Origin of the sequence: Streptomyces tubercidicus (assembly GCF_027497495.1) — a bacterium.
Lineage (GTDB): Bacteria > Actinomycetota > Actinomycetes > Streptomycetales > Streptomycetaceae > Streptomyces > Streptomyces tubercidicus.
On the sequence record NZ_CP114205.1, the window covers coordinates 2,127,477 to 2,149,078 of the forward strand.

Below are 21,602 nucleotides of genomic sequence, written 5' to 3' on the forward strand. Positions count from 1 at the left end.
CGCCGGGTGGCTGCCGACCTGCGCGTCCGAAGCGTGGACGGCCGGGGAGGGCCCGGCCGGCGCGGCGCGTGGGTCCGCGTTGTCAGTGGTCCGGTGCACGATGGGGGACATGGCCCAGGCAGCGCTCGACTCGTTCTCTCCCGCGACCCGCGGCTGGTTCGCCGGGGCGTTCAGCGCGCCCACGGCCGCGCAGGAGGGGGCCTGGCGGGCGATCGGCGCGGGCTCCGATGTCCTCGTGGTGGCGCCGACGGGCTCGGGCAAGACGCTGGCCGCCTTCCTCGCGTCGCTGGACGCGCTGGCGAGCGCCCCGCCGCCCGCCGAGCCGAAGAAGCGCTGCCGGGTGTTGTACGTCTCCCCGCTGAAGGCGCTGGCCGTCGACGTCGAGCGCAATCTGCGCAGTCCGCTGACCGGCATCCGCCAGGAGTCGGTCCGCCTCGGGCTGCCGGAGCCGGACATCACGGTCGGCATCCGCTCCGGGGACACCCCGCCCGCCGAGCGCCGGTCGATCGCCAACCGCCCGCCGGACATCCTCATCACGACTCCCGAGTCCCTGTTCCTGATGCTGACGTCCTCGGCCCGGGAGGCGCTGGCGGGCGTCGAAACGGTGATCCTGGACGAGGTCCATGCCGTGGCCGGCACGAAGCGCGGGGCGCATCTGGCGCTGTCCCTGGAGCGGCTGGACGAGCTCCTCGCCCGTCCGGCGCGCCGGATCGGGCTGTCGGCGACGGTCCGCCCGGTGGAGGAGGTGGCCCGCTATCTGTCGCCGCGGCGCCGGGTGGAGATCGTCCAGCCGCCGTCCGGGAAGCGTTTCGACCTCTCGGTGGTCGTCCCGGTGGAGGACATGGGCGAGCTGGGCGGCTCGCCCGTCCAGGAGGGCGACACCGGTGAGAAGCCGTCCATCTGGCCGCAGGTCGAGGAGAAGATCGCCGATCTCGTCCAGGCCCATCGCTCCACGATCGTCTTCGCCAACTCCCGCCGTCTGGCGGAGCGGCTGTGCAACCGCCTCAACGAGATCGCCTACGAGCGGTCCACGGGCGAGCCCCTGCCCGAACACCACTCCCCCGCGGAGCTGATGGCCGAGGCCGGTGCCGCCAAGGGCGCGCCGGCGGTGCTGGCCCGTGCGCATCACGGCTCCGTGTCCAAGGAGCAGCGCGCCCAGGTGGAGGAGGACTTGAAGGCGGGCCGGCTGCCGGCCGTGGTGGCCACCTCCAGTCTGGAGCTGGGCATCGACATGGGCGCGGTCGATCTGGTCGTCCAGGTGGAGTCGCCGCCCTCGGTCGCGTCCGGGCTGCAGCGCGTCGGGCGGGCCGGGCATCAGGTCGGCGCGGTCTCGACGGGCATCGTCTTCCCCAAGTACCGCGGCGATCTGGTGCAGGCCGCCGTGGTCACCGAGCGGATGCGCTCCGGCGCCATCGAGGCGCTGCGGGTGCCGGCCAATCCGCTGGACGTGCTCGCCCAGCAGGTCGTCGCCATGGCCGCGATGGACACCTGGGACGTCGAGGAGCTGCTGGGTCTGGTCCGGCGGGCCGCCCCGTTCGCCGCCCTTCCGGAGTCGGCGTTCACGGCCGTGCTGGACATGCTGGCCGGCCGCTACCCCTCCGACGCGTTCGCCGAGCTGCGGCCGCGCCTGGTGTGGGACCGCGTGGCGCACACCGTCACGGGCCGCCCCGGTGCCCAGCGGCTGGCCGTCACCTCGGGCGGCACGATCCCCGACCGCGGCCTGTTCGGCGTGTTCCTGGCGGGCGGCGACTCCGGCAAGGGCGGCGGGCGACGGGTGGGCGAGCTGGACGAGGAGATGGTCTACGAGTCCCGCGTCGGCGATGTCTTCACGCTCGGTACGACGTCCTGGCGCATCGAGGACATCACCCGTGACCGGGTGCTGGTCACTCCCGCCCCCGGGGTGCCGGGGCGGCTGCCGTTCTGGAAGGGCGACCAGCTGGGCCGCCCCCTGGAACTGGGCCGGGCGCTCGGCGCGTTCCTCCGCGAGGTCGGCTCGCTCCCGCCAAAGGACGCCGGGGCCCGGCTGTCCGCCGCCGGGCTGGACGACTGGGCGGTGTCCAATGTGCTGAGCTACCTCGCCGAGCAGAAGCAGGCCTGCGGCCATGTCCCCGATGACCGCACGATCGTCGTGGAACGGTTCCGCGACGAACTCGGCGACTGGCGGGTGGTCATCCACTCCCCGTTCGGCGCGCAGGTCCACGCCCCCTGGGCGCTGGCCCTAGGCGCCCGTCTCGCCGAGCGCCACGGCATGGACGCCCAGGTGATGCACGCCGACGACGGCATCGTGCTGCGGCTGCCGGACGCCGATCTGATGGGCCTCGATCTCCTCGACGGCGACGACGGTTTCGGCCCGTCCGCCGGACCGCCCGGCTCCGGGGCGGAGTACGACCCCGAGCAGTCCCCCGTGGGGGCCGCCGATGTCGCCTTCGACCAGGGCGAGGTCGATCAGCTGGTGACGGACCAGGTCGGCGGGTCCGCGCTGTTCGCCTCCCGGTTCCGGGAATGTGCCGCCCGTGCCCTGCTGCTGCCGCGGCGCAGCCCCGGCAAGCGCACCCCGCTGTGGCAGCAGCGCCAGCGGGCCGCCCAGCTCCTCCAGGTGGCGAGCGAGTTCGGCTCCTTCCCGATCGTGCTGGAAGCCGTCCGCGAGTGCCTCCAGGACGTCTTCGACGTGCCGGGCCTGACGGAGCTGATGGGGGACATCGAGGCCCGCCGGGTCCGCCTCGTGGAGGTCACCACCCCCGAGCCGTCCCCGTTCGCCCGTTCGCTGCTGTTCGGCTATGTCGCCCAGTTCCTGTACGAGGGCGACTCCCCGCTCGCCGAGCGGCGGGCCGCCGCCCTCTCCCTAGACTCCCGGCTGCTCGCCGAGCTGCTGGGCCAGGCCGAGCTGCGCGAGCTGCTGGACGCCGAGGTGCTGGCCGAGCTGGAGCGCGAGCTGCAGTGGCGTACGGACGACCGGCGCGTCAAGGACGTCGAGGGCGTCGCCGACGTCCTGCGGCTGCTGGGACCGCTGACCGACACCGAACTGGCCGAGCGCGGCGCGGACCCGGCCTGGCCCCGGGAGCTGGCCGCCACCCGCCGGGCCCTCTCCGTACGGATCGCCGGCGCCGACCACTGGGCCGCCGTCGAGGACGCCGGACGGCTCCGTGACGCGCTGGGCACGGCGCTGCCGGTCGGTGTCCCGGAGTCGTTCACCGAACCGGTCAAGGACCCGCTCGGCGATCTGCTGTCCCGCTACGCCCGCACCCACGGCCCGTTCACCTCCGAGCAGGCCGCCGCCCGCTTCGGCCTCGGCACGGCCGTCACCGACGGGGCGCTGCAGCGGCTGGCCGCGGCCGGCCGGGTGGTGCAGGGCGAGTTCCATCCCGCGGGCATCGGCCAGGAGTGGTGTGACGCCCAGGTGCTGCGCAGGCTGCGCCGCCGCTCCCTGGCCGCGCTGCGCGAGGAGCTGGAGCCGGTGCCGCCCGCCGCGCTCGCCGCCTTCCTCCCCCAGTGGCAGCACGTCGGCGCACCGCGCCCGGCACCGGCCGGCGGGGTGCCCGCGGCATCCGGCGGCGCCTCGCACAGCCTGCGCGGCATCGACGGCCTGGTCCGGGCCATCGAGCAGCTCCAGGGCGCCCCGGTGCCCGCCTCCGCCCTGGAGAAGCTGGTGCTTCCGTCCCGTGTGGGCGGCTACACCCCCGCCCTGCTGGACGAACTCACCGCCACCGGCGAGGTGTTGTGGGCCGGTGCCGGTGCGCTCCCCGGCAAGGACGGCTGGCTCTCCCTCCATCTGGCCGACTCCGCCCCGCTGCTGCTCCCGCCGCCGCTCCCGCTGGAACTGACCGCGCTGCACGAGTCGTTGCTGACCGCCCTCGCCCCCGGATACGGCCTGTTCTTCCGCCAGCTCGCCGACCAGGTGCGCGCCACCACCCACCCGGACGCCACCGATCCGCAACTGGCCGACGCGCTGTGGGACCTGGCCTGGTCGGGCCGGCTGACCAACGACACCCTCGCCCCGCTGCGCGCCCTGCTCGGCTCGGGCCGTACGGCCGGCTCGACCGCCCATCGCGCCCGCCGCGCCGTCCCCCGGGGGCGGTACGGCTCTCTGACCGCGGCGGTGGGCCGCGGCGCCCGGCCCACCGCCTCCCGCTCCGGTCCGCCCACGGTGGGCGGCCGCTGGTCGCTCCTGCCCACTACCGAGCCGGACCCCACCCACCGGGCCCATGCCCTGGCCCGTGCCCTCCTGGACCGGCACGGTGTCGTCACCCGCGGCGCGGTCGCCGCCGAGGGGGTCGAGGGCGGGTTCTCCGCCGCGTATCGGGTGCTGGCCGCCTTCGAGGAGTCCGGCCAGGCCCGGCGCGGCTATGTGGTGGAGGGGCTGGGCGCGGCCCAGTTCGCGATGGACGGCGCGGTGGACCGGCTGCGCGCGGTCAGCACCCAGCGGGAGCGCACCGCCGATGACGCGCTGCCGGAGCGCGCCCCGACGGGCCCGGCGCAGTCCCGACGCGGCGGCCCACCGCGCGCCCTCGTGCTGGCCGCCGCCGACCCCGCCAACGCCTACGGCGCCGCCCTGGCCTGGCCCGAGCCGCCCGAGGGCTCGACCCACAAACCCGGCCGCAAGGCGGGCTCGCTGGTCGTCCTCGTCGACGGCGAGCTGACGCTCTACATGGAACGCGGCGGCAAGACCCTGCTCATCTGGCCGCTCGGCCCCGCCCCGGACCGGGCCGCCACGGACCCCCGCCTCCAGCTCGCCGTCGAGGCGCTCACGGATGCCGCCCGCGCCGGCGCCCTGGGCACCATCACCACCGAACGCATCAACGGCACCGCGGCCCTCTCCTCCCCCTTCGCCGTCACCCTGGAGACCGCCGGCTTCCACCCGACCCCCCGGGGACTGCGCCTGCGCGGATGACGCCGGCGGCTCCCGGATAGGCCCCGCCCCCACGGACCGAAGGCCCTCGTCCCCCGTCCCCCGTCCCCCGTCCCCCGTCCCCCGTCCCCCGTCCCCCGTCCCCCGTCCCCCGTCCCCCGTCCCCCGTCATGATGGTGGCATGCCCGAAGGTGACACCGTCTGGCGCTTGGCCCAGCGGCTCCACGACGCCCTGACCGGTGGTCCGCTGACCCGCTGCGAGCTGCGCGTCCCCCGGCTGGCGACGGTGGATCTGACCGGCCGCGGCGTGCTGGGCGTCATCCCCCGCGGCAAGCACCTCCTCACCCGCTTCGAGGGCGGTCTCACCCTCCACTCCCATCTGCGGATGGACGGCGCATGGCAGATCTACGCCCCGGCCGAGCGCTGGCGCGGCGGCCCCGCCCACCAGATCAGGGCGATCCTCGGCACCGCGGCCCACACCGCCGTCGGCTACCGCCTCCCCGTGCTCGATCTGCTGCGCACCGCCGACGAGTCCCGGGTCGTCGGCCATCTGGGACCCGATCTCCTCGGCCCGGACTGGGACCCCGAAGAAGCCCTGCGCCGACTGCTCGCCACCCCGGGGCGCCCCCTCGGCGAGGCCCTGCTGGACCAGCGCAATCTCGCCGGAATCGGCAATGTCTACAAAGCCGAGCTGTGCTTCCTGCTGCACGCCTCCCCGTGGCTCCCCCTGGGGGCACTGCCCCGGCCGGACCGCGTGCCCACGCTCGCCAAGAAGCTCCTGGAAGCCAACAAGCGACGCCCCGCCCGTGTCACCACGCCCAGCGCCCGTCCCGACCGGCGGCTGTGGGTCTACGGGCGGGCCGGCCGCCCCTGCCTGCGCTGCGGCACCGAGATCCGCAGCGCCGACCAGGACCCCGCCACCGACGAACGCGTCACCTACTGGTGCCCCACCTGCCAGCCGGACCCACCGGCCGCCCGGCCAACTGGCCCGAAGGACCTCCCGCACCCCAATTGACGCTCCGTCAGATCCCTCTCTACCCTCATGCCATGCCTCTCACGGCGTACGACCTCACAGGCCGCACCGCGCTGGTCACCGGCGCGGCTGGGGGTACCTCCCACGTCCTCCAGGCAGTGGGGGAGGTATCGGCCGCGCCACCGCCACCCTCCTCGCCGTCGCCGGAGCCACCGTCCACTGCGCCGACCTGGAAGAAGAGGCGCGAAGGCAACCGCCGCGGCGATCACCGCGGCGGCGGGCTCCGCACACGCCCACCGGCTCGATGTCACCCGGCGCGACCAGGTCACCGCCGCCGTCGACGCCGCCCGCAGCGCCACGGGCCGCCTCGACGTGATGGCGCACATCGCCGGAATCATGCGCTCCGCCCCCGTCCTGGAGACCGAGGACGCGGATCTGGACCGGGTCTGGAACACCGACTTCAAAGGCGTGCTGTACGGCTGCCAGGAGGCCGCCCGCGCCATGATCGCCACCGCCACCCGGGGCTCCCTCGTGAACATGGCCTCCGGCGCGATCGACACCGGCGCCCCCGGCCTGCTCTCCTACGGCGCCGCCAAGGCCGCCGTCGTCCAGCTCACCAAGACCCTGGCCACCGAGGTCGGCCGGCACGGCATCCGCGTCAACGCCGTCGCCCCGGGCTGGATCCGTACGGCGATGACCGACCGCCACACCGCACAAGCGCAGCAGCAGGCGGAGAGACCGATGATCCGGATGTCACCGCTGGGAAGGGTCGGAGAGCCGGAGGATGTCGCCCATACCGTGCTGCACCTGGCGTCGGACGCCTCGGCCTTCATGACCGGCCAGGTCCTCCGCCCGAACGGCGGCGTCGCCATGCCCTGGTGAACGGCCCCCGCCCTGCCCCACGGCCCTCCCGGACCCGCCGGGCCGCCCGCTCCATGGCGCGACGGCAGATCCCGTCATTCCGGTTCGTCCGCGGAACGCAGTGCACCGGCAGCAGACTGAGCCCCCAGCCGCCCAGCAGCACGGCCCCTTCGACGACTCCCGCCGACTGCGGCCACACCACCAGCCGGACCGCGGCCCACCACCACAGCCCCCCGACGACGGCACCGGAGACGGCACCGGCCGCGGATATCCGGCGTCCCGGCACGGTACGCGGACGCCGTCCGGCCGGTCCGCGCACCGCGAAGTCACGCCACTCCATGGCTGCCTCCTCCGGCCGACGCTAGACGGGTCCCGCCGCCCGGCGGGAGAGCGCACCGGGGCATTTCCGGCGCGCGGCCGGCCCCGGGCGCCCCGCAGGCCCCGCGAGCCCCGGAACGGACCGCGACGCCACCGGCCTCGTCACGGCACACCCGGGAGCCCAAACCCTCAGCGCCCGCCGCCGTCCGTCACTGGGACTCGGCCTGGAACATCCAGTGGTGCTTCTCCAGGTCGGCGGTCAGCCCGATGAGGATGTCCTGGCTGACCGGGTCCGCCTCCGCGGTGGCGAGGATCCGCTCGCGCATCCGGCCGATGACCGCGGCCAGCGCCGCCACCATCGCCCGCACCACCTGACCGTCCTTGATCCAGCCGTCCTTGACCTCGTCGATCCCGCTGGTCTTGGCGACGGTGACCGCCCGCCCGTCAGGGGACACCCCGATCGCCGCCGCCCGCTCGGCCACCGTGTCGGCATGCTGCCGCCCGCTGGCCACCACCTCGTCGAGCTGGAGATGGATGGAGCGGAAGCGCGGACCGATGACGTTCCAGTGCACCTGCTTCGCGACGAGGGAGAGATCCACCAGGTCGACGAGGGCTCCCTGCAGGGCGTTCCCGACGATGCCGCGGTCCCCGTCGGACAGTGTGCTCTTGACGACAGACATCCAGATACTCCTGTTCGGGCGATTTATCCGATTTAGTCATCGTATAAATGAATCGCCCGTTCCGAGCTGCCCGGACGGTCCGGCCGAGCGCCCGCGGGGCCCCGGCCCGCCGCCCGCACCCGCCCCCGCGCGGGCAGCACAAAGCCCCGGCAGGCTGCCGCCTACCAGGGCTTCGATGCGTACGAACAGGGGTGTCAGGCCGCGACGACATCCACGACGTCGGCCGGGGACTTGATGGTCACGCGGTCCTCCGGCACACCGGCCAGGGACGTGACGGACACCGAATTGAGCTTCGGCCGTACCGGTGCGGGCACCGGGTCGCTCGCGGCCGCGGACGCTGCCAGCTCGGCGAGCGCCAGCTCATCGCTGACCTCTCGCATGAGCTCGGACATGCGCACGTCCAGCGCGTCACAGATCGACGAGAGCAGCTCGGAGGACGCCTCCTTCTGCCCCCTCTCGACCTCGGACAAATAGCCGAGCGATACCCGGGCGGAGGAAGAGACCTCGCGCAGGGTTCGGCCCTGGCGCTGACGCTGTCGGCGCAGCACGTCACCCAGCAGGCGACGAAGCAGAATCATCGCTGGCTCCCTCCTCGGACCTCGGATCCGGATCCTTCTCGCCCCACCGTACCGCCTCGGGCGGTACCAGTGCCGGGCGCAAGTACGTGTTCACTCAGGGCTGCAAACATCCATTCCCCCCGTGTTGTTCCGTATCCTGTGCCCGCGTATTTTCTGTCAGTTCGCTCAACAACAGTGCGAGCACGGCGCGAATGGTGTCCTGGCGGATCCGGTCACGATCTCCCGCCAGCGACAGCCGCCGCACCGCTCCGGCACCGTCCGGCCCCTGGACCGCCACGAAAACGGTGCCCACCGGATGCCCGTCCTGAGGATCGGGGCCGGCCACCCCCGTGGTGGCAAGGCCCCAGTCGGCTCCCAGCACCCGCCGCGCACCGCTCGCCATCTGCCGGGCGACCTCGCCGTCCACGGCTCCGCGCGCGGCCAGCAGGGCGCCGTCCACACCCAGCAGCTCCCGCTTGACCTCGGTCGCATACGCCGTGACCGAGCCCCGGACCACCCGCGAGGCCCCCGGGACCGCGGTCAGCGCACCCGCCACCAGTCCGCCGGTCAGCGATTCGGCCACGGCCAGGCTCTGTCCCCGCCCGGCGAGCGCCTCCAGCGCCCCGGCGGCGGCAGAACCCGGCCCACTCACCGGACCGCGTCCCGCTCGGCGCACAGGGCCCGCTCCCGGGCCAGCCCGGCCCGGCGCAGGACCACGGCCTGCCGCACGTAGTCGAGTCCGGTGACGACGGTCAGCGCCACCGCCACCGCCATCACCCACCAGCGGAACGTGGCCAGCGGACCGGTCAGCACCAGGACGTACATACCGACCGCGGTGCCCTGCGCCAATGTCTTGATTTTGCCGCCACGACTGGCCGGAATGACACCGTGCTTGATCACCCAGAACCGCATCAGCGTGATGCCGAGCTCCCGGAAGAGGATCACGCCGGTCACCCACCAGGGCAGATCCCCCAGCACCGACAGACAGATCAACGCGGCACCCATGATCGCCTTGTCCGCGATCGGGTCAGCGATCTTGCCGAAGTCGGTGACCAGGTTGTAAGCGCGCGCCAGATGCCCGTCGAAAATGTCGGTGATCATGGCGACGGCGAACGCGGCCCAGGCGAAGACCCGCCAGACCGGATCCGTTCCGTCGTCATGCATCAGCAACAGCACGAAGGCCGGGACCAGCACCAGCCGCAGCATCGTCAGGACGTTGGCGATGTTCCACAGCCCGGCCTGCCGGACGACCGGCGCCGTGCGCGGGCCACCAGCTGCGGATGCCGGGACTCCGGTCATCTGGCCGCCTCCTCGGTACACCCCGTGCCCTCCACCGACAGCACCTCCGCGACGAGGTCCACGCCCTCGCTCGCCACCACCTTTGCCTCGACCATACGACCGGGCGCCAGCTCCTGGTCCGTCGACAGCAGGGTGACGCCATCGGTCTCCGGAGCCTGGTGCGCGGCCCGCCCGACGACACCGTCCTCGTCGTCGGTCCGGTCGACCAGCACCCGCAGCGTCTCGCCGATCCGCTCCTCGGCACGCTGCGCGGTCAGCTCCTCGGCCAGCCGCGAGACCCGCGCCAGCCGCTCGGCGACCACGTCCGGGTCGACCTTGTCCTCGTAGGAGGCGGCCTCGGTGCCGTCCTCGTCGGAGTATCCGAAGACGCCGATGGCATCGAGCCGGGCCTCGGTGAGGAAGCGCTCCAGCTCCGCCAGATCGCTCTCGGTCTCGCCGGGGAAGCCGACGATGAAGTTGGAGCGGGCGCCGGCCTGCGGTGCCTTGGTGCGGATCGTCTCCAGCAGCTCCAGGAAGCTGTCGGTGCCGCCGAAGCGCCGCATGGAGCGCAGCACACCGGGCGCCGAGTGCTGGAAGGACAGATCGAAGTAGGGCGCCACCTTGTCGGTGCCGGTCAGCACGTCGATCAGGCCGGGGCGCATCTCGGCGGGCTGGAGGTAGCTGACCCGGATCCGCTCGATGCCGTCGACGGCCGCCAGCTCCGGCAGCAGCGTCTCCAGGAGGCGGATGTCGCCGAGGTCCTTGCCGTAGGAGGTGTTGTTCTCGGAGACCAGCATGACCTCCTTGACGCCCTCCCCGGCCAGCCAGCGGGTCTCCCCCAGCACATCGGAGGGCCGGCGGGAGATGAAGGAGCCACGGAAGGACGGGATGGCGCAGAACGAGCAGCGCCGGTCGCAGCCGGAGGCCAGCTTCACCGAGGCCACCGGGCTGCTGCCGAGCCGGCGGCGCAGCGGCGCACGCGGCCCGGAGGCCGGCGCGACGCCCTCCGGCAGGTCCGCGGGCGGATCCGCCGGCGGCGTCGCCTCGCCGGGACCGCTCTGGGCGTGGCCGGGCAGCGCGACCGAGGCTGCGTCCTGGCGCTCGGCCGGGCTGATCGGCAGCAGCTTGCGGCGGTCGCGCGGGGTGTGGGAGGCGTGGATGCCGCCGCTCAGGATGGTCTGCAGGCGGCCGGAGATATCGCTGTAGTCGTCGAAGCCGAGCACCCCGTCCGCCTCGGGCAGCGCCTCGGCGAGCTCCTTGCCGTAGCGCTCGGCCATACAGCCGACGGCCACCACGGCCTGGGTTCTGCCGCCCCCCTCCCGGGCGGCGGCCTTCAGATCGTTGGCTTCCAGCAGGGCATCAACGGAGTCCTTCTTGGCGGCCTCGACGAAACCACAGGTATTGACGACGGCGACATCGGCATCGGCGGCTTCCTCGACGAGCTCCCAGCCGTCCGCTGCCAGGCGGCCTGCGAGCTCCTCCGAGTCCACCTCGTTACGGGCGCAGCCAAGAGTGACAAGGGCGACGGTACGGCGTTCGGGCATAGGGCTCAGCCTACTTTGTCCCGGCCACCCCCTTGGCGCGCAGGTCTCCGCCGCCGGTCCCGGGGCCCGGGGCCGGGCGGCGGACGCCCGCCGGGCAGGGCACTCAGCCCGCCTGGGGGTCCCCTGGCGTGTAGCTGAGCCGCTCGACGGTGCCCTTCTCGCCGACCCGCTTGACCTCCTTGCCGTTGACGTACAGCTGCACGGCTCCGGCGTTACCGAGGACGAGGTCGATCCGCTTCTTGTCGGTGATGGTCTTGGACTCGCCCTGCTTGAGCAGACCGTCCTCCAGGAGCTTGCCGTTGGCGTCCTTGGCGGAGAGCCAGCTCTGGCCGTCGCGGGCGGTCACCTTGATCGTGACCTTGTCCTTCGGCAGACCGGCGACGGCGCTGTCGGAGGGCTCGGGCTTGAGGGGCGGCTTGATGGTGGAGGGATGGCGGGTGGGGGCCGGCGCCGGCTTCGCATGCGCGTCACCGGCCGTGATCGGGCCGCCGCCGCTCTTGTCGCCGCCCGTGAAGAGCGTGAAACCCGCGAAACCCACCACGGCGACGATCGCCGCGACCATCGCCGCGGTCCAATTGGGGCGGCGCGGCTCGGAGCGGATCCGTTCGGCTTCGAAGAGCGGTGCGGCGGGGGTCGGCGCGGGCCGGCCGCCGTGCTCGGCGTCGAACTGGTCGATCAGGAATTGGGGGTCGAGGGAGACGGCACGGGCGAGCGCCCGGATGTGCCCCCGGGCGTAGACGTCGCCACCACAGCGGGAGAAGTCGTCCTGCTCGATCGCGTGCACCAGGGGGATGCGCACCCGTGTCGTCGTACTGACCTCTTCAACGGTCAGTCCCGCTCCGATACGGGCCTTCTGGAGGGCAGCACCGACGGAAGGCCGGTCTGCTTCGGGGGAGTTGCCGATGGACACGGAGGCGCCTTTCGAGCGTGTAGCCACCTGCTGGAAGTTCAGTCTAGGGGTGGAGCGAAAGGGTCGGGCAAGCGGGAGAGCGGACTTTGTACGCCATCAGAACGCCGTCGGCGGTGCCCTGGGGCTCGATGGTGCGGCATCGTTCCCTCATCTCCCTCAACTTGACGTATCGGCAGGAGAAACGGTTGCTTTCTTCTTGCGTCGGGTGACCCGGATATCTGTGCTACTCCGTAGCCTCCCCCCGGATCACCGCCAGCACTCCGTCCAGTTCGTCAGGCTTCACAAGAACGTCACGAGCCTTCGATCCCTCGCTCGGCCCGACGATGTTCCGCGACTCCATCAGGTCCATCAGCCGCCCGGCCTTGGCGAACCCCACCCGCAGCTTGCGCTGGAGCATCGACGTCGACCCGAACTGAGTGGAAACCACCAGCTCAGCGGCCTGACACAGCAGATCGAGGTCATCGCCGATGTCCTCGTCGATCTCCTTCTTCTTCGCCGTGCCGACCGTGACGTCATCGCGGAAGACGGGCGCCATCTGGTCCTTGCAGTGCTGGACGACGGCCGCGACCTCCTCCTCGGTCACGAAAGCGCCCTGCATCCGCACCGGCTTGTTGGCGCCCATCGGCAGGAACAGCCCGTCGCCCTTGCCGATCAGCTTCTCGGCGCCCGGCTGGTCGAGGATGACCCGGCTGTCGGCCAGGGAGGAGGTGGCGAACGCGAGCCGGGAGGGCACATTGGCCTTGATCAGGCCGGTGACCACATCGACGGACGGGCGCTGGGTGGCGAGCACCAGATGGATGCCCGCCGCGCGGGCGAGCTGGGTGATGCGGACGATCGAGTCCTCCACATCCCGCGGCGCGACCATCATCAGGTCCGCCAGCTCATCGACGATCACCAGCAGATACGGGTACGGCGCCAGCTCGCGCTCGCTGCCCTCGGGGGCGCTGACCTTGCCGTTGCGCACCGCTTCGTTGAAGTCGTCGATGTGCCGGAAGCCGTAGGCCGCGAGGTCGTCATAGCGCAGGTCCATCTCGCGCACCACCCACTGCAGCGCCTCGGCGGCGCGCTTGGGGTTGGTGATGATCGGCGTGATCAGATGCGGGATGCCCTCGTACGCGGTCAGCTCGACGCGCTTGGGGTCGACCAGCACCATCCGCACGTCCTCCGGCGTGGCCCGCACCATCACCGAGGTGATCAGACAGTTGATGCAGGAGGACTTGCCGGAGCCGGTGGCACCGGCCACCAGGACATGCGGCATCTTCGTCATGTTGGCCATGACGTAGCCGCCCTCGACGTCCTTGCCGAGCGCCACCAGCATCGGATGCTCATCGCCCGCGGCGTCGGCCAGCCGCAGCACATCGCCGAGGTTGACCATCTCGCGGTCGGTGTTGGGGATCTCGATGCCGACCGCGGACTTGCCGGGGATCGGGCTGATGATGCGGACGTCGGGGCTGGCCACCGCGTAGGCGATGTTCTTGGCCAGGGCGGTGATCTTCTCGACCTTGACGGCCGGGCCGAGCTCGACCTCGTAGCGGGTGACCGTCGGGCCCCGGGTGAAGCCGGTGACCGCGGCATCGACCTTGAACTCCTGGAAGACCGTGGTCAGCGCGGTCACTATGGCGTCGTTCGCGGCACTGCGGGTCTTGCCGGGCCCGCCCCGCGAGAGCAGGTCCAGCGAGGGCAGCGAGTAGGTGATGTCGCCGGCCAGCTGGAGCTGCTCGGCGCGGGCCGGCAGCTCCCCCGAGGGCTCGGGCGGGGCCTTGGTGAAGTCCGGGACCGCCGGGGTGCGCTCGGCGGCGGGCGGCTCCGGCTCCGCTCCCCGGGCCGGCGGCACCGTGCCGCTCTCCCCCGCGGTGTCCTCACCGCCGCGGCCCCGGCGCTCCCCGGAGAGGCCGCTGCTGAGGCCGGCGACGAGCGGTGAGGGCTGGACGCCGTGCAGCACCGCGCCGTCCAGCGCGGCGGCGGCCGCGGCGGCCACGTCCACCGCGTCCATCGGCCGGTCCGGGTCGGGCTGTGCGGCGGCGCGGCGCGGGCGGCGCCGCTTGGCCAGGGCCGCTTCCTCTATCGCGTCCGGGTCGTTCGCGGCCGGTGCGGGGGCGCTGCGACGCGGCCTGCGGACGGGCTGCTCACGCCACTCCTCCGCATAGTCCTCGGCCTCGTCGTAGTACGCCTCGTCCGCCACCGGGTGCACCACGCCCAGCTTGATGCCGAGCGCCCGCAGCCGCTGCGGAATGGCGTTCACCGGCGTCGCGGTGACCACCAGCAGCCCGAAGAGGGTCAGCAGCGCCAGCAGCGCCACCGCCAGGGTCTGTCCGACGGTGAAGATCAGCGGCTTGGACGCGACCCAGCCGAGATAGCCGCCGGCGTCCTGTATGGCGGCCAGACCGTCGTCCCGGCCCGGCGAGCCGCAGGCCATCGCGACCTGTCCGAGTATGCCGACGACCAGCGCGGACAGCCCGATGACGATCCGGCCGTTGGCCTCCGGCTTCTCGGGGTGCCGGATGAGGCGTACGGCGATACCGCCGAGCAGTATCGGTACGACCAGATCGAGGCGGCCGAACGCGCCGGTCACCAGCAGCTCGACGAGGTCGCCGACCGGGCCGCTGAGGCTGGACCAGGTGCCGGCCGCGATCACCAGCGCCAGCCCGAGCAACAACAGCGCCAGCCCGTCCTTGCGGTGCGCCGGATCGAGGTTCTTCGCGCCCCGGCCCATCCCGCGGAACAGCGCCCCGATGCCGTGCGCGAGCCCCAGCCAGCAGGCGCGGGCGAGACGGTAGACACCGCCGGTGGGTGACGGCACCGGTTTGGGAGCGGCCTTCTTGGCGGGTGCCCTCTTGGCCGATGCCTTCTTGGCCGGTGCCTTCTTCGCGGCCGCCTTCTTGGCAGGCGGCTTCGCGGGCGCTTTCTTCGCTGCGGTCTTCTTGGCGGCGCCCGCGGTGCGTCCGGCGCGCTGCTTGGAGGGGCCCGCCGCGCTCTGGGTTCCCTTGCCGGACGTACGTGAGGCCATGGCGACGAGATTACAGGCGAACGCAGGCATGACACGAGCGCACGGCGCTTCACCCGAACGTGTCGCGCGCCCGTCTCATGAGGGGGCGTCAGTCACCCCGCGGCGCTTCCCGACCCCGGCTCCAGGGCGTCCAGCGCCCTGCGCAATCCGGTCAGTTTGCGCTCCAGATGCGCCGCGGTGGCCACCGCCGCCGCGTCCGCCGTCTCGTCCAGCTGCTTGGACAGCGCCTCGGCCTGCTCCTCGACCGCGGCCAGCCGCGCGGAGAGCTCGGCGAGCAGCCCCGCGGACTCCCGCGCCTCGTCGGCGCTCGGCCGTCCGCCCTCCAGCTGCAGCCTCAGCAGGGATGCCTGCTCCCGCAGTTGGCAGTTCTTCATGTACAGCTCGACGAACACCGAGACCTTGGCGCGCAGCACCCACGGGTCGAACGGCTTGGAGATGTAGTCCACCGCGCCGGCCGCATATCCGCGGAAGGTGTGATGCGGGCCGTGGTTGATGGCCGTGAGGAAGATGATCGGGATGTCGCGGGTCCGCTCGCGCCGCTTGATGTGCGCCGCGGTCTCGAATCCGTCCATCCCCGGCATCTGCACATCGAGCAGAATCACCGCGAAATCGTCCGTGAGCAGTGCTTTGAGCGCTTCCTCCCCGGACGATGCCCGTACCAGTGTCTGATCGAGCGCGGAGAGGATCGCCTCCAGCGCCAGCAGATTCTCCGGCCGGTCATCGACCAGGAGGATCTTGGCCTTCTGCACCATGGCCCGTCCTCCTCGCCCCGGCATCGAACCGGACGCCGCCCCAGGGGACGACTCCGTCACGCCGCCCGTCCTTGTGCCGGTCATGGTAGCTGCACCCCGCCTGTCGCCACACCCTGTCACCGCGATGTCACTGTGCACGTAGCAGAAACGCAGACAGGGACCAGAAGGTTCCCCGGATCCCACGCTTCCACACGTCCGCGGCAACCCTGAGTCAGCACGCGATGATCCCCTTTCGCCTCCATATTGGACGCTCCGTCACTCCGCCCGCATCCATTGCTCCATGACCGACAACAGATGATCGGTATCCACCGGCTTGGTCACGTAGTCGGAGGCCCCGGAGTCGATGCTCTTCTCCCGGTCACCCTTCATCGCCTTCGCGGTCAGCGCGATGATGGGCAGTCCGGCGAACTGCGGCATCCGGCGGATCGCCGCCGTGGTCGCATAGCCGTCCATCTCCGGCATCATGATGTCCATCAGGACCAGCACGATGTCGTCGTGCTGCTCCAGGACCTCGATGCCCTCGCGCCCGTTCTCCGCGTAGAGCACCGACAGCCCGTGTTGTTCCAGGACGCTGGTGAGTGCGAAGACATTGCGGATGTCGTCATCGACGATCAGTACCTTCTCACCATGGAAACCGCCCTCGAAGGCCGGGTCCACCAGATCCTGGCCGTTGCCGAGCCAGGGCTCCTCCGCGGGCGGCTGGGGAACCGGCTGCGGGGCCTGCGGCAGCGGCGGCTCCGGTGCCGGCTGCGGCGGTGCGGACGGCTGCCGCCCGGAGAGCTCGAAGCGCCGCGGGGTCCCCTGAAGCGCCCGCCGGCGGCGCCGGTTGAGGCTGCCTCCGGAGCCCTGCTCGTACTCCTGCTGCTCCTCGGCCTGCTGCTGCCCGACCTCGCTCTCGCGGGCCTCCGCGTCCATCGCGATCCCGCCGGCCACCAGCTGCGGGTAGCCCTGCGGCGGCAGCCCGCCGGGGTTGTGCGGCAGGTAGAGCGTGAACGTGGAGCCGCGGCTCGGCTCGCTCGCGGCGTGGATCTCGCCGCCCAGCAGCCGGGCGATCTCCCGGCTGATGGACAGGCCCAGGCCCGTACCGCCGTACTTGCGGCTGGTCGTGCCGTCCGCCTGCTTGAACGCCTCGAAGATGACCCGCATCTTGCTGGAGGCGATGCCGATACCGGTGTCGGTGACCGAGAAGGCGATCATGTCCGCGTCCGGGTCGCGCAGTGAACCGTGCTCCAGCAGCTGCTCCCGGATGGCCACCGGGACATCCGCACCGGCCGGCCGGATCACCAGCTCGACGGCGCCGCTGTCGGTGAACTTCACCGCGTTGGACAGCAGATTGCGCAGCACCTGCAGCAGCCGCTGTTCGTCGGTGTGCAGCGTCGCCGGCAGCTCCGGGGAGACCCGTACGGAGAAGTCGAGTCCCTTCTCCGCGGTCAGCGGCCGGAAGGTGGCCTCCACATAGTCGACGAGCTGGACCAGCGCGATCCGGGTCGGGCTGACGTCCATCTTGCCGGCCTCGACCTTGGACAGGTCGAGAATGTCGTTGATCAGCTGGAGCAGGTCGCTGCCGGCGCCATGGATGGTTTCGGCGAATTCGACCTGCTTCGGGGAGAGGTTCCCCTCTGCATTATCGGCCAGCAATTTGGCCAGAATCAGCAGGGAGTTGAGCGGCGTACGCAGCTCGTGCGACATGTTCGCCAGGAACTCCGACTTGTAGCGCATCGAGACCGCGAGCTGCTCGGCGCGCTCCTCCAGGACCTGCCGCGCCTCCTCGATCTCGGTGTTCTTCACCTCGATGTCGCGGTTCTGCGCACGCAGTTGCTCGGCCTTCTCCTCCAGCTCGGAGTTGGACAGCTCCAGCGCCTTCTGCCGGCTCTCCAGCTCGCCCGAGCGCTCCTTGAGCTGCTCGGTCAGCTCCTGCGACTGCTTGAGCAGCACCTCGGTCTTGGTGTTCACCGAGATGGTGTTGACGCTGGTCGCGATCATCTCGGCGATCTGGCTGAGGAAGTCCTTCTGGATCTGGGTGAACGGCTGGAAGGACGCCAGCTCGATCACGCCGAGCACCTTGTCCTCGAACAGCACCGGCAGCACGATCACATTCGCCGGCGGCGCCTCGCCCAGCCCGGAAGCGATCTTGAGATAGCCGGAGGGGACGTTCTCCACCAGGATCGTGCGCCCCTCCTCCGCGGCCGTACCGATGAGCGTCTCGCCCGGCCGGAAGGTCGTCGGCATCCCGCCCATGGCGTAGCCGTACGAGCCCATCAGCCGCAGCTCGTAGGCGCCCGCCTCGCCGCCGTCCGCGCCGATCTCCTGGCTGTCGGGCTGCGCGGCGAGGAAGAACGCGCCGTGCTGGGCGGAGACCGCGGGTGACAGCTCGCTCATGATGAGCGTGGCGACGTCCTTGAGGTCGCGTCGGCCCTGCATGAGACCGGAGATCCGGGCCAGATTGCCCTTGAGCCAGTCCTGTTCCTCGTTGGCGAGGGTGGTCTCCCGGAGCGTGGAGATCATGGTGTTGACGTTGTCCTGGAGTTCCAGGATCTCGCCGGCCGCGTCCACATCGATACGGACGTTGTGATCGCCGAGGGTGACCGCCGCGGCGACCGCGGCGATGGCCCGCACCTGACGGGTCAGGTTGCCCGCCATCTCGTTCACCGATTCGGTCAGGTCCCGCCAGGTGCCGGCCACACCGCGCACCTGTGCCTGCCCGCCCAGCTGGCCTTCCGTGCCCACCTCGCGGGCCACTCTGGTGACCTGCTCCGCGAACGACGACAGCTGGTCGACCATGGTGTTGATGGTGGTCTTCAGTGCGAGGATCTCGCCCCGCGCATCGATGTCGATCTTCTTGGTCAGATCGCCCTTGGCGATGGCGGTGGTGACCATGGCGATGTTGCGGACCTGGCCGGTCAGGTTGTTGGCCATCGAGTTCACGGACTCGGTGAGGTCCTTCCACGTACCGGCGACGCCGGGGACGCGGGCCTGACCGCCCAGGATGCCGTCGGTGCCCACCTCACGGGCCACCCGGGTGACCTCGTCTGCGAACGACGACAGCGTCGTGACCATCGTGTTGACCGTGTCGGCGAGCTGCGCCACTTCGCCGCGCGCCTCGACCGTGACCTTCTTCGTCAGGTCTCCGTTGGCGACCGCCGCCGAGACCTGGGAGATGTTGCGCACCTGGATGGTCAGGTTGTTGGCCATCAGGTTCACGTTGTCGCTGAGGTCCAGCCAGATGCCGGTGGCACCCGGCACCCGCGCCTGACCGCCCAACTGGCCCTCGGTGCCCACCTCGCGGGCCACCCGGGTCACCTGCTCGGCGAACGAGGACAGCTGGTCGACCATCGTGTTGACGGTCGTGACCAGTTCGAGGATCTCGCCCTTGGCATCGACGGTGATCTTCTTGGACAGATCACCGCGGGCCACCGCGGTCGTCACCTCGGCGATGTTGCGCACCTGCGAGGTGAGGTTGTTCGCCATGAAGTTGACGGACTGGGTGAGGTCCTTCCAGGTACCGCTGACGCCCTGCACCTCGGCCTGGCCGCCCAGGATGCCCTCGGTGCCCACCTCGCGGGCGACCCGGGTGACCTGCTCCGCGAACGAGGAGAGCTGGTCCACCATGGTGTTCAGGGTGTTCTTCAGCTCCAGGATCTCGCCCCTGGCGTCCACGTCGATCTTCTGCGACAGGTCACCGCGCGCGACCGCCGTGGCGACCTGCGCGATATTGCGGACCTGGGCCGTCAGGTTCCCGGCCATGCCGTTCACCGAGTCGGTCAGATCGCGCCAGACACCCGCGACGCCCGGCACCTGCGCCTGGCCGCCCAGCCTGCCGTCCGTACCGACCTCCCGGGCGACCCGGGTCACCTGCTCGGCAAAGGCGGAGAGCTGATCGACCATCGTGTTGATGGTGTTCTTCAGCTCCAGGATCTCGCCGCGCGCGTCCACGTCGATCTTCTGGGAGAGGTCACCCCGGGCGACCGCCGTCGTCACCTGGGCGATCTGCCGCACCTGTGAAGTCAGGTTCCCCGCCATGAAGTTGACGGAGTCGGTCAGTTCCTTCCAGGTGCCGCTGACGCCGTCCACCCGGGCCTGGCCGCCCAGCCGGCCCTCCGTGCCCACGTCCCTGGCCATCCGCGTGACCTGGTCGGCGAACGAGGACAGCTGATCCACCATGGTGTTCACGGTGTTCTTCAGCTGGAGCATCTCGCCGGAGACATCGACGGTGACCTTCTGCGAGAGGTCACCGTTGGCCACCGCGGTCGTCACCTGGGCGATGTTGCGCACCTGCCCGGTGAGGTTGCGGAAGGCGGTGTTCACGGAGTCCGTGAGGTCCTTCCACGTCCCGGCCGCGCCGGGCACCGCCGCCTGACCGCCCAGCTCGCCCTCGACGCCGATCTCCCGCGCCACGCGCGTCACTTCGGCACCGAACGACGACAGCTGACCCACCATCGTGTTGACGGTGTTCTTCAACTCCAGCATTTCACCGGCGACATCGACGGTGACCGTCTGCGAGAGATCACCGTTGGCGACCGCCGTCGTCACCTGCGCGATGTCCCGCACCTGCGCCGTCAGGTTGCGGAAGGCGGTGTTCACCGAATCGGTGAGGTCCTTCCACGTGCCGGCCGCGCCGGGCACCTGCGCCTGACCGCCGAGCTGGCCCTCGGCCCCGACCTCGTTCGCCACTCGCGTCACTTCGTCCGCGAAGGTCCGCAGCGTCTCGGTCATGGTGTTGATCGTGTCGGCCAGCTGCGCGACCTCGCCGCGTGCGCTGACCGTGACCTTCTGCGACAGATCGCCGTTCGCCACAGCCGTGGTGACCTGCGCGATCCCGCGCACCTGCGCGGTGAGGTTGCCGGCCATGAGATTGACCGAATCCGTCAGGTCCTTCCACACGCCGGCGACACCGGGGACCTGCGCCTGACCGCCGAGTTCACCCTCCGTGCCGACCTCCCGGGCGACCCGCGTCACCTCGGAGGCGAACGAGGAGAGCTGGTCCACCATCGTGTTGACGGTGTTCTTCAGCTCCAGCATCTCGCCGGAGACATGGACGGTCACCTTGCGCGACAGATCACCCTTGGCCACCGCGGTGGTGACGAGAGCAATGTCACGGACCTGCGCCGTCAGCCGGGACGCCATGGTGTTGACGGATTCCGTGAGGTCCTTCCACGAACCCGACATTCCACGCACCCGGGCCTGGCCGCCGAGCTTGCCCTCCGTACCGACCTCACTGGCCACTCTCGTGACCTCGTCGGTAAAGGCGGAGAGCTGATCCACCAGCCCGTTGACGGTCCGGCCGACCTTCAGGAATTCACCCCGCAGGGGGTGCTCCGAAGAGCTGTCCGAACTGCGCGAGCGCAGGTCCATCCGCTGTTCCAGGTCGCCCTCGGAGACCGCCGACAGCACCCGTCCCACCTCGGAGACGGGCCGTACGAGGTCATCGACCAGGGCATTCGAGGCGTCGATCGCCGCGGCCCAGGAGCCCTCGGCGGCGCCGACCTCCAGCCGTTCCGTGAGCTTTCCCTCACGGCCGACGACCCGGCGCACCCGCGTCAGCTCGCCCGTGAGATGCAGATTGCGGTCCGCGACCTCGTTGAAGACCGCCGCGATCTCCGACATGACGCCGTCGCCGGAAACCGTGAGCCGTTTGCGGAAGTTCCCGTCCCGCATGGCCACCAACGCGACCAACAGCCGATTCAGCGCAGCCGTATCCACCTCGGTCGTCCCGTTGTTCCGGGATCGTCCGCCTTTCGCGCGCGTGCTTGCGCCCCGCGCCGCTGCGCCAGACTCCACCGTGTCCCTCCCGCAGGGTTGACCGTTCTACCCGGGCTTTCTCTTGATACTTGCCCAGTGTTTCACCATGGCTCAACCAGGCCATAACAGTTCGGCAG

Annotated in this window: 12 protein-coding genes and 1 pseudogene; 3 read left to right on the forward strand and 10 right to left on the reverse strand. The window is 71.2% G+C overall.

What is annotated here, in order from left to right; genetic code table 11:
* Nucleotides 1-109 precede the first annotated feature (109 nt).
* From STRTU_RS09005 to STRTU_RS09015, 3 genes and pseudogenes are all read left to right on the forward strand, one after another.
* Complete coding sequence (locus tag STRTU_RS09005) at nt 110-4,888, forward strand: Lhr family helicase (RefSeq protein ID WP_269777342.1); 4,779 nt, start codon at nt 110-112, stop codon at nt 4,886-4,888.
* Between the two features lie 139 nt (nt 4,889-5,027).
* Nucleotides 5,028-5,861, forward strand: a complete 834-nt coding sequence (locus STRTU_RS09010) for an Fpg/Nei family DNA glycosylase (protein WP_159743064.1) — start codon at nt 5,028-5,030, stop codon at nt 5,859-5,861.
* Between the two features lie 32 nt (nt 5,862-5,893).
* A pseudogene (locus tag STRTU_RS09015) lies at nt 5,894-6,701 on the forward strand (SDR family NAD(P)-dependent oxidoreductase).
* On the opposite strand, the gene STRTU_RS09020 reads toward STRTU_RS09015, so the two are convergent.
* From STRTU_RS09020 to STRTU_RS09065, 10 genes are all read right to left on the reverse strand, one after another.
* Complete coding sequence (locus tag STRTU_RS09020; RefSeq protein ID WP_159743065.1) at nt 6,649-7,020, reverse strand: hypothetical protein; 372 nt, start codon at nt 7,018-7,020, stop codon at nt 6,649-6,651. The pseudogene STRTU_RS09015 and the gene STRTU_RS09020 overlap by 53 nt on opposite strands.
* A 187-nt stretch (nt 7,021-7,207) precedes the next feature.
* Nucleotides 7,208-7,678 (reverse strand): Dps family protein, encoded by a 471-nt coding sequence (locus tag STRTU_RS09025; RefSeq protein WP_159743066.1) that lies wholly within the window; start codon nt 7,676-7,678, stop codon nt 7,208-7,210.
* 194 nt (nt 7,679-7,872) lie between these two features.
* The gene (locus STRTU_RS09030) at nt 7,873-8,256 is read right to left on the reverse strand and encodes a helix-turn-helix domain-containing protein (protein WP_018092941.1); all 384 of its coding nucleotides are present in this window, start codon (nt 8,254-8,256) and stop codon (nt 7,873-7,875) included.
* Between the two features lie 94 nt (nt 8,257-8,350).
* The gene (locus STRTU_RS09035) at nt 8,351-8,887 is read right to left on the reverse strand and encodes a CinA family protein (RefSeq protein WP_269777343.1); all 537 of its coding nucleotides are present in this window, start codon (nt 8,885-8,887) and stop codon (nt 8,351-8,353) included.
* Nucleotides 8,884-9,534, reverse strand: a complete 651-nt coding sequence (gene pgsA / locus STRTU_RS09040; protein WP_159743068.1) for a CDP-diacylglycerol--glycerol-3-phosphate 3-phosphatidyltransferase — start codon at nt 9,532-9,534, stop codon at nt 8,884-8,886. The genes STRTU_RS09035 and pgsA overlap by 4 nt, the downstream gene beginning before the upstream one ends.
* Nucleotides 9,531-11,057 carry a 30S ribosomal protein S12 methylthiotransferase RimO gene (rimO, locus tag STRTU_RS09045; protein WP_159743069.1) on the reverse strand — a complete coding sequence of 509 codons (1,527 nt, stop codon included), beginning with the start codon at nt 11,055-11,057 and terminating at the stop codon, nt 9,531-9,533. Before rimO ends, pgsA begins: the two co-directional genes overlap by 4 nt.
* Nucleotides 11,058-11,160: 103 nt before the next feature.
* Nucleotides 11,161-11,967 (reverse strand): helix-turn-helix domain-containing protein, encoded by an 807-nt coding sequence (locus STRTU_RS09050; RefSeq protein WP_159743070.1) that lies wholly within the window; start codon nt 11,965-11,967, stop codon nt 11,161-11,163.
* Between the two features lie 223 nt (nt 11,968-12,190).
* Complete coding sequence (locus STRTU_RS09055; protein WP_246240280.1) at nt 12,191-14,974, reverse strand: DNA translocase FtsK; 2,784 nt, start codon at nt 14,972-14,974, stop codon at nt 12,191-12,193.
* A gap of 92 nt (nt 14,975-15,066) precedes the next feature.
* Nucleotides 15,067-15,726: a response regulator gene (locus STRTU_RS09060; protein ID WP_018092947.1), complete on the reverse strand. Its 660-nt coding sequence runs from the start codon at nt 15,724-15,726 to the stop codon at nt 15,067-15,069.
* 255 nt (nt 15,727-15,981) lie between these two features.
* Nucleotides 15,982-21,504, reverse strand: coding sequence for a HAMP domain-containing protein (locus tag STRTU_RS09065; protein ID WP_159743072.1), 5,523 nt, complete (start codon nt 21,502-21,504; stop codon nt 15,982-15,984).
* Nucleotides 21,505-21,602: the final 98 nt, after the last annotated feature.